The sequence below is a fragment of the Rhodoferax sp. GW821-FHT10B06 genome (assembly GCF_059415605.1).
Genome location: NZ_JBWKNO010000009.1, coordinates 70,670 through 83,466 on the forward strand (window position 1 = coordinate 70,670; position 12,797 = coordinate 83,466).

At 62.9% G+C, this 12,797-nt stretch carries 9 protein-coding genes; all 9 read left to right on the plus strand.

Going from position 1 to position 12,797, the window contains the following annotated elements:
- Positions 1 to 5 precede the first annotated feature (5 nt).
- Positions 6 to 1,148 (plus strand): ABC transporter substrate-binding protein, encoded by a 1,143-nt coding sequence (locus tag AC07O2_RS15330; protein ID WP_495076609.1) that lies wholly within the window; start codon positions 6 to 8, stop codon positions 1,146 to 1,148.
- A gap of 39 nt (positions 1,149 to 1,187) precedes the next feature.
- Positions 1,188 to 2,234 (plus strand): branched-chain amino acid ABC transporter permease, encoded by a 1,047-nt coding sequence (locus AC07O2_RS15335; RefSeq protein ID WP_495076610.1) that lies wholly within the window; start codon positions 1,188 to 1,190, stop codon positions 2,232 to 2,234.
- A gap of 17 nt (positions 2,235 to 2,251) precedes the next feature.
- A complete protein-coding gene (locus tag AC07O2_RS15340; protein WP_495076611.1) occupies positions 2,252 to 4,069 on the plus strand; it encodes a branched-chain amino acid ABC transporter ATP-binding protein/permease in 1,818 nt (605 codons plus the stop codon).
- Positions 4,066 to 4,803 (plus strand): ABC transporter ATP-binding protein, encoded by a 738-nt coding sequence (locus AC07O2_RS15345; RefSeq protein WP_495076612.1) that lies wholly within the window; start codon positions 4,066 to 4,068, stop codon positions 4,801 to 4,803. Before AC07O2_RS15340 ends, AC07O2_RS15345 begins: the two co-directional genes overlap by 4 nt.
- A gap of 97 nt (positions 4,804 to 4,900) precedes the next feature.
- Positions 4,901 to 6,016 carry a porin gene (locus AC07O2_RS15350; RefSeq protein WP_495076613.1) on the plus strand — a complete coding sequence of 372 codons (1,116 nt, stop codon included), beginning with the start codon at positions 4,901 to 4,903 and terminating at the stop codon, positions 6,014 to 6,016.
- Positions 6,017 to 6,219: 203 nt separating this feature from the next.
- Complete coding sequence (locus tag AC07O2_RS15355; RefSeq protein WP_495076614.1) at positions 6,220 to 7,917, plus strand: tannase/feruloyl esterase family alpha/beta hydrolase; 1,698 nt, start codon at positions 6,220 to 6,222, stop codon at positions 7,915 to 7,917.
- A gap of 49 nt (positions 7,918 to 7,966) precedes the next feature.
- Positions 7,967 to 8,434 (plus strand): MarR family winged helix-turn-helix transcriptional regulator, encoded by a 468-nt coding sequence (locus tag AC07O2_RS15360; RefSeq protein ID WP_495076615.1) that lies wholly within the window; start codon positions 7,967 to 7,969, stop codon positions 8,432 to 8,434.
- Positions 8,435 to 8,598: 164 nt separating this feature from the next.
- Positions 8,599 to 8,910 (plus strand): winged helix-turn-helix transcriptional regulator, encoded by a 312-nt coding sequence (locus tag AC07O2_RS15365; protein WP_490590074.1) that lies wholly within the window; start codon positions 8,599 to 8,601, stop codon positions 8,908 to 8,910.
- Positions 8,911 to 9,162: 252 nt separating this feature from the next.
- Positions 9,163 to 12,797 (plus strand): beta strand repeat-containing protein (locus AC07O2_RS15370; protein WP_495076616.1); only part of this gene is annotated, 3,635 nt, incomplete at its 3' end.

Genomic DNA, 12,797 nt, shown 5'->3' on the forward strand with positions numbered 1-12,797 from the left:
AAACCATGCAGCGCACCAAGACATCCACCCTCACAGCCATTGCATTGGCGGCATCCATGGCATCCGGCCTGGCGCTGGCCGACGTCACCATTGGCGTGGTGTTGCCTCTGACTGGCCCCGCCTCGGGCCTGGGCATTCCCATGGCCAACGAAATGAAGCTGTGGCCACAAACCATCGCCGGCGAGAAGCTGAACGTCATCGTGCTCGACGACGCGACCGACCCCACCAACGGTGTGAAGAACGCCCGCCGCCTGGTGTCGGACGACAAGGTAGACCTGCTGATCGGCTCGGCCGCCACCCCGGTGGGCATCGCGGTCGCGGGCGTGGCATTTGAGACGGAAACGCCGCAGCTGGTGGCCTCCCCCACCCCGCTGCAGCCCGGCAAAGACTTCTGGAGCTTCCGCCTGCCGCAGTCCACGGCCGTGATGTCCTATGCCGTGGTCGAGCACATGAAGAAGCAGGGCGTGAAAACCGTGGGCTTCCTGGGCTACACCGACTCCTACGGCGAGAGCTGGCTCAAGGAGTTCACCGCCGTGGCCGAGAAGGCCGGCATCAAGGTGATTGCATCCGAGCGCTTTGCGCGCACCGACACGGGCGCCACCGCACAGGCGCTGAAGCTGGTGTCCACCCAGCCCGATGCGATCCTGATCGCCGCTTCCGGCAGCGGCGCCGCCATGCCGCAAAAGGCGGTAGTCGAGCGCGGCTACAAGGGCAAGATCTACCAAACCCACGCAGCCGCCACCCGCGACCTGATGCGCGTGGGCGGCAAGGACATCGACGGCGCCTACGTGGTCTCCGGCCCGGTGATCGCACCCGAACAACTGCCCGACAGCAACCCCTCCAAAAAGCTGGCGCTGGACTACGTGCAGAAGTACGAGAAGAGCTACGGCCCGGGCAGCCGCAACCAGTTTGCCGCGCACTCCTTTGATGCCGAGATCATCCTGGAAAAAATCATCCCCATGGCGCTGAAGAAGGCCAAGCCCGGCACCAAGGAATTCCGCTCTGCGCTGCGCGACGCGCTGGAGACCATGGGCCGCACGCCGCTGTCGCAAGGCGTAATGAACTGGACCAAGGACGACCACTGGGGCTACACCAATGAAACCGGTGTGATCGTGAAAGTGGTCAACGGCGACTGGAAGGTCGAGTAAGGCTGACGCCTGTCGCACTCTATTTCTCTAGGACTTTCCATGGATTTTTCGATTGCCAGCGTCCTGCTGTTGGACGGCATCACCAACGGTGCGATCTACGCCCTGCTCGGCCTGGCCATCGTGCTGGTGTTCGCCGTCACGCGCGTCATCTTCATCCCGCAGGGTGAATTCGTCGCCTATGGCGCACTCACCCTGGCCATATTGCAGACCGGCGCCATTCCCGGCACCGTCTGGCTGCTGGTGATTCTGGCCAGCGTGGCCGCGCTGATGAACGCCTGGGGCGCCTGGCAGCGCCTGCGCCAGCCCGGTGCCGCGGTCCTGGCCCTGCTGCGCACCCTGGCCATTCCGGTAGCGATTGCCGCCGTCACCGCCTGGGCCGCGCCACGCCAGTTTCCGCTGCTGGTACAGGCCGCACTGAGCGTCTGCATCGTGACAGCCTTTGGCCCGCTGATGTACCGCGTGGTCTACCAGTCGCTGGCCGATGCCAGTACCCTGGTGCTGCTGATCGTCTCGGTAGGCGTGCACTTTGCGATGACCGGCCTGGGCCTGCTGTTCTTCGGTGCCGAGGGCTTTCGCAACCCCACGTTCTGGGACCAGCGCTTCCAGCTGGGCGCCGTCAACCTAAACGGCCAGGCCATCATCATCTGCACGGCCTCCTTGGCGCTGATCGTGCTGCTGTGGCTATTCTTTGAGCGCACGCTGTATGGCAAGGCCCTGCGCGCCACCGCCATCAACCGGCTGGGCGCGCGCCTGGTGGGCATCTCCACCCACACCGCGGGCAGCCTCACGCTAGCCATGGCCGCGCTGATAGGCGCGCTGTCCGGCTTGCTGATTGGCCCGACCACCACCATCTTTTATGACTCCGGTTTTCTGATCGGCCTCAAGGGCTTTGTGGCCGCGGTGATCGGCGGGCTGGCCAGCTACCCGGCAGCGGCCATCGGCGCGCTGTTTGTCGGCATCGTCGAGGCCTTCTCCTCGTTCTGGGCCAGCGCCTTCAAGGAAGTAATCGTGTTCACCCTCATCTTGCCGGTGCTGCTGTGGCGCTCGCTCGCCAACGGCCACGCCGACCACGACCACGACCACTGATACGCAGGCTGCATACGATGAAAACCCCATTGAACAATACCGTACTGCGCCTGGTGCTGCTGGCCGCCGTGGGCCTGCTCGCCTGCCTGCCCCTGCCCGACTTCTGGGTCACCCAACTGAACTACATTGGGCTCTACAGCCTGGTGGTGCTGGGCCTGGTGCTGCTGACCGGCATTGGCGGCCTGACCTCCTTCGGCCAGGCGGCATTTGTGGGCGTAGGCGCCTACACCAGCGCCTACCTGTGCACCCAATACGGCCTGTCGCCCTGGCTCACCGTCTTCATCGGCCTGACCATCACCGGCACCAGCGCCATGCTGTTGGGTGTGCTGACGCTGCGCATGTCGGGCCACTACCTGCCGCTGGCCACCATTGCCTGGGGCCTGTCGCTCTACTACCTGATGGGCAACCTGGACGCGCTGGGCAAGTACGACGGCCTGCTGGGCGTGCCCGGCATCACCCTGTTCGGCTGGGACCTGGGCGGCGGCAAACCCTTCTTTGTGCTGACCTGGGTGCTGGTCTTGCTGGGCGCTTTTGCACTCATCAACCTGCTGGACTCGCGTACCGGCCGGGCCATACGCTCGCTGCGCACCGGCGCACTGATGGCCGAGGCCATGGGCATCAATACCCTGCGCTTCAAGATCGGCATCTTCACCATTGCCGCGCTGTTTGCCAGCGTATCGGGCTGGCTGTTCGCGCACTTCCAGCGCACGGTGAACCCCTCGCCCTTCGGCCTGAAGATGGGCATTGAATACCTGTTCATGGCCGTGCTGGGCGGCGTGGGCCAGATCTGGGGCGCACTCACCGGGGCCCTGCTGACCAAGCTGCTGGAAGACCAGCTGCAGGTGCTGCTGCCCAAGCTGATCGGCGCCAGCGGCAACTTTGAAACCATCGTGTTCGGCATCGTGCTGGTGCTGGTGCTGAAGTATCTGCCCGATGGCCTGTGGTCGCTGGTGGCGCGCTGGCTGCCCAACCCACCCCGGACCGAAGACTGGACCCAGGCCACCCCGCTGCCCGCACGCAGCAAGCCCGAAGCGAATAGTCTGGTGCTGGACGTACGCGCCATCCGCAAACAGTTCGGCGGCCTGACGGCGGTGAACGACATCAGCTTCAGCATCCGGGCCGGGCAGATCAGCGGGCTGATCGGCCCCAACGGCGCGGGCAAGTCCACCACATTCAACCTGATCACCGGCGTGCTGGGCCTGACATCCGGCGAAGTGCGCTTCCGCGGCCAGGTGGTCAGCGGCCTGCCCTCACGCCAGATCGCCCAGCGCGGCATCTCGCGCACCTTCCAGCACGTGAAGATGATCCCGGAAATGACGGTGCTGGAAAACGTGGCCCTGGGCGCCCATCTGCGCGGCGGTAAAGGCGCGCTGTCTTCCATGCTGCGCCTGGACCGCCATGAAGAGCAACGCCTGTTGCGCGAGGCCGCACACCAGTTGCAGCGCGTGGGCATGGGTGCCCAACTGCACGAGCTGGCCGGCAACCTGGCCATGGGCCCGCAGCGCCTGCTGGAAATTGCCCGCGCCCTGTGCAGCGACCCGGCCCTGCTGCTGCTGGACGAGCCCGCCGCCGGCCTGCGCCACAAGGAAAAGCTGGCCCTGGGTGCGGTGCTGCGCCAGTTGCGTGCCGAGGGCATGGCCATCTTGCTGGTCGAGCACGACATGGACCTGGTGATGGACGTCTGCGACCACATCGTGGTGATGGAGTTCGGCACCCACCTGATGGAAGGCACACCCGCCCAGGTGCAGGCCAGCCCCGCTGTGCGTGCCGCCTACCTGGGCACCGACGAAGACACCGCAGTCCCCGCACCGCAACCCGAGGAGGTCTCAGCATGAGCCAACCCCTGCTCTCCATCTCCGGCCTGCGCGCCGGCTACGGCAAGGCCGAAGTACTGCACGGCGTGTCGCTGCAGGCGGCCGCCGGCAGCGTCATCACCGTCATCGGCCCCAACGGCGCCGGCAAGTCCACGCTGCTGAATGCGGTGATGGGCATCCTGCCGTCCCAGGGCGCAATGGAATTCCAGGGCCAGCCGCTGCACAAGCTGTCGCTGGAAGACCGCGTCATGCTGGGCATGGCCCTGGTGCCGGAAAAGCGCGAGCTGTTCAGCAGCATGCCCGTGGAAGACAACCTGGTGCTGGGCGCCTTCCGCCAGCTGCGCCTGCGCAACAAGGCCTGGCGCGACCAGTTGGATGTGGTCTACGCCCTGTTTCCGCGCCTGAAGGACCGGCGCCTGCAGCTGGCCGGCACCTTGTCTGGTGGTGAACGCCAGATGCTGGCCGTGGGCCGCGCCATGATGTCGCGCCCCACCCTACTGATGCTGGACGAGCCCAGCCTGGGCCTGGCACCGCTGGTGGTGCGCGAGATCTTCAAGATCATCCACACCCTGCGCCAGACCGGCGTGACGATTCTGCTGGTCGAGCAAAACGCCCGCGCCGCCCTGGAAGCTGCCGACCACGGCTACGTGCTGGAGATGGGCGACGTCAGCCTGCAAGGCCGCGCCGCCGACCTGGCCCGGGACCCAAGGGTGATTGACACCTACCTGGGCGCCGCCCGCAAACAACCACCATAAAAAAGGCTTACATCGCAGATAAATACTGCGCAAAAAGCTATTAAAAATATAGCAAGTACACCGCTTCCCCCTCACCCCCACCTCAAGGAGACAAACCATGAAAAAGACATCGCACATCATCACCCTCGCCGCGCTGGCAGCAGCCGGCTCCGTCCACGCGCAAAGCGTCAACCTTTACGGCCTGATCGATGTGGGCGTGGAACATGTCAGCAACGTCAACGCCGTGGGCGGCATCACCCGCATGCCCAGCAACACCAGTTCGCTGCCCTCCCGTTTGGGCTTTCGCGGCACCGAAGACCTGGGGGATGGTCTGAAGGCCCAGTTCACACTGGAAATGGGCTTTGCCCCCGACACCGGCGCATCCGGCCAGGGCGGTCGCTTGTTTGGCCGCCAGGCCAACCTGGGGCTGGCCGGGTCTTGGGGTAGCGTGACATTGGGCCGCCAATACTCCACCCTGTTCTGGTCCATCCAGGACTCCGACGTGATCGGACCTGCGCTGTATGCACTGGGTTCGCTGGACAGCTACATCCCCAACTCCCGCGCCGACAACTCCATCGCCTACCGCGGCACCTTCAGCGGCCTGACCCTGGGCGCTGAGTACAGCCTGGGCCGCGACACCGTGAACGCCGGCCCCAGCCCGGCCGGCACCAACTGCGCCGGTGAAAGCGGCACCGACGCCCAGGCCTGCCGCCAGTGGTCAGCCACCGCCAAGTACGACACCGCCGACTGGGGCGCCACGCTGACCTACGACACTCTGAACGGCCGCACTCCAGCCAGCAGCACGGACGTGGTGTTTGGTGGCCTGAACAGCAGCAGCACCAGCGACAGCCGCACACTGGCTGCCGCTTACGTCAAAGTCATGGGTGCCAAGATCGGCGGCGGAGTGATGCGCCGCAACAACGAAGGCAGCACCACCAAGCCCAAGAGCGACCTGTGGTACATCGGCGCCTCTTACCCTCTGACCCCTGCGCTGACGCTGGACGGCCAGTGGGCCAGCCTGCGCTACAAGAACTTTGACAACGGCAACTCCACCCTGTTGTCCGCACGGCTGGTGTACGCCTTGTCCAAGCGCACGGCGGTCTATACCCAGGTGGGGCATATCAGCAACGACACGCTGGCTGCGGTGTCGGTCAGCGGTGGTGCACCGGGCAGCAACCCCGCCGCTAGCGGCTCGCAAAACGGTGTCAGCTTCGGCGTTCGGCACGCTTTCTAACATCCCTGCCCTGCAGCGCTGAGCATCTTTCCAGGGTGCCAGCGCCTGCCGTAGAAATTTAGAAAAACAAGCATCCAGCGCATACGAAACCTGCGCCAGCAGCTATCACTTAGATAGCAAACTTACCCAAACCTGCAGCACGCAACACCATGGTTGAGGGCATGCTGCGGGCGCCTGTGTACCTCAACCCTGGAGACGAAGCCATGAGAACACGAATGCACATCCGCTTGCTGGCGATGTCGGCCCTGCCCGCCGCGCTGCTAGGGGCCTGCGGCGGCTCGGACGGCGGCTTGCCGCAGCTCTCCGCCGCCACGCCGGCCTCGCTGCTGTCCTGCACCGACCTGGCCAGCAAGATCAGTTTTGCCAACACCACCATCACCGCTGCCAACGCCATCGCCGCCGGCACATTGACGGTGGCCGGCACACCCGTACCCGCGCACTGCCAGATCACCGGCAAGATGAACCAGCGCGTCAGCGCCGTGGACGGCAACAGCTACGCCATCGGCTTCGAGATGCGCCTGCCCAACGCCTGGAACGGCCGCTTCTTCTACCAGGCCAATGGCGGCATCGACGGCAATGTGCTGACGGCCACCGGCGGCGTCAACGGTGGTTCAGGCATGACCAACGCACTGGCCATGGGCTTTGCGGTGATCAGCTCTGACGCCGGCCATGCCGCCGCACTCGGAGCGAATTTCGGTATCGACCCGCAGGCCCGGCTGGACTACGGCTATCAGGCCGCCGCCACGCTCACGCCCATGGCCAAGAGCGCCATCAAGACCGCCTACGGCAAGGGGCCGGACCGCTCCTACTTCGGCGGCTGCTCCAACGGCGGGCGCCACACCATGGTGGCCGCCACGCGCGAACCCGAGGAATACGACGGCTACCTGGTTGGCGACCCAGGCTTCCGCCTGCCGCTGGCGGCCATCGCCAACATCGCCGGCGCACAAGCCTATGCCACGGTGGCGACCAGCAGCTCTGACCTGTCTACCGCCTTCACCACTGCTGAGCGGGCCGTGGTCTCCAACGCTGTGCTGGCGAAATGCGATGCCCTGGATGGTGTGACTGACGGCCTGGTCCAAAACACCACAGCCTGCCAGGCCGCCTTCAATCTGAACACCGATGTGCCCACCTGCAGCGGCAGCCGCGACGGGACCTGCCTGTCGGCCGCACAAAAGACCGTGGTGTCCAAACTGTTTTCGGGCGCCACCACCAGCAGCGGCGCACGCATCTATTCCAGCTTTCCGTTTGATGCAGGCTTGGGCACCAGCGGATATGCGTTCTGGAAATTCACCGCCCCCCTGGTGCTGGACTCCGGCGGTGCAGGCCTGATATGGCCCACACCGCCGGAAGACGCGGCCACCTTCAATGGGCCCGCATTCGCACTCACCGGCAATGTGGACACGATGCTGTCCCGTGTCGGCGCGACCAATGCCACCTATACCGAAAGCGCACTCTCGTTTATGCAGCCGGTGAACCCCAGCAATCTGTCCAAGCTGCGCGACCGCGGCGCCAAGATGATGGTCTACCACGGTACCAGCGACCCCATCTTCTCCAGCGACGACACCACCACCTGGTATGAATCGCTGCGCGCCGCCAACGGCGGTAACGCTGCCAGCTTCGCACGCTTCTACCGCGTGCCCGGCATGAACCACTGCTCGGGCGGCCCCGCCACCGACCAGTTTGACATGCTTACCCCGCTGGTCAACTGGGTGGAAAAAGGCCAGGCGCCCGACAGCGTGGTCGCCAATGCGCGCGGCGCCGGCAATGCCGTCGCAGTCAATGCCGACGTGCCCAGCAGTTGGTCCGCCAGCCGCAGCCGGCCGCTGTGCGTCTATCCCAAAGTTGCCACCTACAACGGCACCGGAGACATAGAAAACGCCGCCAGCTTCAGCTGCAAATAAGGACCGCACCCGCTCCGGGCATGCCCGGAGCGGGTGGCAAAATAGTGCCATGACCGTAACCAGCCAGCGCACTCCCCCACAGGCCGTCCACAGCATAGACACCAGCTCGCTGGAGGGTTTGGTGGGCTACAACGCCCGGCGGGCTTCGCTCTTCATCGTGGACATCATCCGCGAGCACATCGCCAGCCATGATCTGCGAATCGTGGACCTGTCCATACTGCTGCTGGTGGCGCACAACCCCGGCATCACCTCGCGCCAGCTCTCCAGCGTGCTGGACATCCTGCCACCCAACCTTGTGGGCATGCTCAACACCATAGAAAAGCGCGGTTTGATCGAGCGCAAACCCCACCCCATGGACGGCCGCGCTATGGGTTTGCATGTCACCGACAGCGGCGCTGAACTGGCCACACAAGTCGAATCCGAGGTGGGCCAGCTGGAAATCGAAGCCACCTCCCACCTGACAGCAACCGAGCGCAAAACGCTAATACGCCTGTTGCAGAAAATCTACCGCCGCTAATTCCCTCGCCCCATTTTGGGGAACAGTGCAGACACTTCCTGCTTACAATGCTATTAAACTAGTAGCAAAATAGGTTTTTTGCGTTATAGTCGTGGCGCCGCCTGGGCGTGCGCCCCCAGGCCCGCCAGACTTCCCACCGCACATTGTCCCGAGGAGAACACCATATGAGTTCCAAAGAAAACGTCGCCGTCCACCAACTGCTGGCCCTGCTGGAGTCCCGCTACGCCATTCGCGTGCTGTGGGCTCTGCGCGACGGCCACGCCCAGACATTCCGCCTGCTGCAGGACAGCGTCGGCGGCGTCACCCCCAACACCCTGAACACCCGCCTGAAAGAGCTGCGCGAAGCCGACCTGCTGACCCATGGCTCCGATGGCTACAGCGTCACCCCCACCGGTGCCGACCTGCTCAAACGCCTCAGCGACCTGCAAGCCTTTGCCGGCAAATGGTCTGTCGCCCAGGCGAAAAAAGTCAAATAGAACGAGCGCTTTTTAGTCACTTGTGAGTAGGCAAGTGACCCATGTCAAAAATTGATAGCCCAAATATTGGCAAGATAAACAGGGAGTAGAGGCAAGGATGACACCATCATGCAACAGCAACCGTTTTCTCAGTTTTGGGCACTCGTAGATCATCCTTTAGCCCCCGATGCTCCGAACCGTTTTCCATCAACGGAAGCCCGAGCACAGCCAGTAAAGTCGGGTAGGCTCTTTGGCAAGACGCATTGCCAAGGGTTGGCGGCTCTGCTCACAACCCTGCTCTTCCATGACCCTGGCCAGGCCGAACCGGCGGGCGGCAATATAACCTCCGGCACTGGCAGCATCAGCCAAGCTGGCCTCAACACTACGATCAGCCAAGGCAGCCAACGCCTGGCAATCGACTGGTCCAGCTTTGGCATTCGGGCCAATGAAACCGTACGTTTCATACAACCCAATGCCCAGGCCATTGCACTAAACCGCGTTACCGGCAAGGAATCAACCAGTATTCTGGGTAGCCTGATAGCCAATGGGAACGTGTTCATTCTGAACCCGAATGGCGTACTTATCGGGGCTGGTGCGCAAGTCAACGTCGGGGGACTGGTCGCCAGCACCTTGAATATCAGTAATGCCGACTTTGAAGCCGGTTTGTACAACCTGGCTGGCAACAGTACGGCAGGCGTGGTGAACCGCGGAGCCATCACCGTGCCTGCAGGTGGCAAGGTTGCGCTGATTGCTCCAAGTGTCACGAACACGGGGCAGATCAACGCACCACAAGGCGACGTGCTGCTGGCGGCCGCCAACGGCGTCAATCTGAAACTGGTTGACGGCAGCCCTCTTGGCTATGTTCTCACCCAGGGTGCCGCTCAAGCCCTGGTAGACAACGGCGGCATGGTTTTGGCCGACGGAGGCCGGGTAGTACTGACGGCCAAGGGGCTTGAAGGATTGAACAACGCCGTCATCAACCACAGCGGCATCATCCAGGCCAGGACCGTATCACATCGCAACGGCAGCATCGAGCTTCTGGGCGACGAGGGAACCACCACGCACGTCAGTGGCACCTTGGACGCAAGCGGCCAGAACTCCGGCGATAGTGGCGGTACGGTGAAGGTGCTGGGGCAAAAAGTTGGCCTGTTTGATGACGCGCACATTAACGCCAGCGGCCCGGCGGGCGGTGGTACGGTGCTGGTTGGTGGCAATCAGCAAGGACGAGGCCCCGAACCCAACACCAACGCAACCTATATGGCCCCCACAGCCAGTATCGACGCCAGCGCGACACTGGCTGGCGATGGCGGCAAAGTGGTCGTATGGGGCACCGATGTGGCCAACGTCTATGGCAACATCCGGGCTATGGGTGGCACGCAAAGCGGCAACGGAGGTGCCATCGAAACCTCCGGGCACGCACTGGATACCAACGGCATTGCAGTCGATGTTTCTGCCGCGCAAGGCCAAGGCGGATTGTGGTTGCTGGACCCCTACAACGTCACCATATCCAGTGCCGCGCAAACGGGTGGTGCCTTCAGCAGCAATGTCTGGGCTCCCTCAGCATCGGGTTCGACAGTCAACACCACCAATATCCAGACCATACTCAACAGCGGCGGCAACGTGACCATCACGACTACCGCCGCAGGAGGAGCCCAAGAAGGCAATATCGCCATCAACGGAAACATTGTAAAAAGTGCTGGCTCAGCCTCCACCTTGACACTGATTGCCGATGGCCGCATTACCAGCAATGGCACCTCGGGGGCACACCGCAGCATCAGCAGCACCAGTGGCACACTGAATGTATCCATGACGGCGAACGCCACGAGCACGGCCGCCGCCAACAATGGGCTAAAACTACAGTACCTCGATGTAACAGCCAATGGCGGCAACATCAGCCTGACTGCCAGTGGCGCACAAAACGGCACTGCCTCGGCCCTGCAATATTTAAACGGCGCCTTGACCACCAGTGGCAGTGGCACCATCAGCATCGTGGGCACCATGCCCAGCAACGGTAATTCACAGGGAGTGGTCATGAACTCCGCCACCCTGACTACTGCCAGCGGAGCTATTTTGATCCAGGGCACCAGTGGCGGCACCGGCACCATTACGGGCGTCAATGGCAATGGCGCCTCGCTTATGAGCACAAACAATACTGCAGTCAAGCTGACGGGCAGCAATACCTTGCAGAGCACCTCAGGCGGGAGCATCACACTGACGGGCACTGCGACCGGTGCTGTAAGCACCTGGGCCGGCGGCGGCGTGGAAATTAGTGCCGGAGACTCCATTTCCACCACGGGTGCCGTAACCATCACGGGTAATGCCTCTAACCCGGTATCGACCACTTATAGAAACCAGTTGTCTACCGTTAATTTTGCGGGCAACACCAGCACGGCGATCAATATCACCGGGGGCACGGTGGCTATCTCGGGTATCAACACCACCGTGGGCCAAGTTGGCACTACCAGCAACAGCAATGCAGCCCTGAAGTTGGCCGGAAAAATCAACATCACATCTACCACGGGCGCCATCAACCTCACCGGCTCCAACGCCGGTGGCGACGGCTTGTGGGGCTCCGGTACGGCCAATAGCACCGTCTCTATCTCCGCACCGGTGACCAGCTCAGTCAACATCAATGCAGCCGCGCTAGATTCCGTCAATGGATATACCGGCTTCTATGTGGGGGGCAATGCAACCCTGGCTTTTTTGACCGCGGCGCCTGTCAACCTGGTTTCCCAGACTGCAGAAACTTCCACCCACAATTCCGTCTGGAACAAGGGCTTCATCAGCACTCCTGGCAACCTAGCCATCACGTCCACCGCCGGCGCCATTTCAGATGATGCGGCTTCTAGTGCCGGTGTTTTCTCCAATGTCGGAGGCACCACCAGCATCACCAGCACCGGTGGCGGCAACACTATCAGCCTGACCAATGCCAGCAACAAATTCACAGGCGCTGTTTCGTTGAGCGCTGGCGCCACCAGCTTGGTCAACAGTACCGCCTTGACGCTAGGAACCAGCAGCATTGCTGGCGCACTGTCGCTGACGGCACCAGGCATCACGCAAACCGGCGCCCTCTCCGTCAGTGGAGCAACCACCCTGAATGGCGGTGGCGCGGCCATCAACTTGGCAAACACGGGCAATAACTTCAACACGCTCTCGGCCAGCAACGCCGCAGGAGTGACCGTAGTAGACAGCAATGCACTGGGCGTAACAGGCATTGCTTCCACCGGTGCAGCACAACTGACCACACTCACGCAAAATTTAACCACCAGCGGCAACATCGCCGTCAGCAATGGAAATCTGACGCTGACAGCGGGCTCCAGTACCGCACGTGGTACAAGTACAGGTGGCGATGTCATTAACAACGCCACGCTCACCGTGGATTCCGGCAGAAAAATCTATGTCTACAGCGGTTCGCTTGCCTCCACAAGTCTCGGCGGGTCACTGGCCACACAAGCCGCGGCGGGTAGCGGTAACTTTCGCTACAACAAGCAGGCAGGCGATGCTCCGGGTGCTAGCACCGTAGGCGATGGCACAACCTATGTGCTGTACCGTGAACAACCCACGATCACGATCACACCCACCGATCCCAGCAAGGTTTATGACAAGAATGCTGCGACAGACCCCAGCCTGGGATATGCCATATCCGGCCAGGCCAACGGTGACACAGCCAGCCAAATCCTGACAGGAAGCCTGGCACGCAGCACGGGGCAAAACGTCGGCAGCTACAGCATTAGTCAGGGCACCCTGGCAGATCAACTGGGCTACCAAACCAGTTTCGCCACAGGACATAGCGTGTCCATCACCCCGGCCACCGTCAGCGTCAGTGGCGCCGGCGCCGCCTCCAAGACCTATGACGGCACCACCACCGCCAGCGTCAGCGGCGGCACGCTCAGCGGTGTCATCAGTGG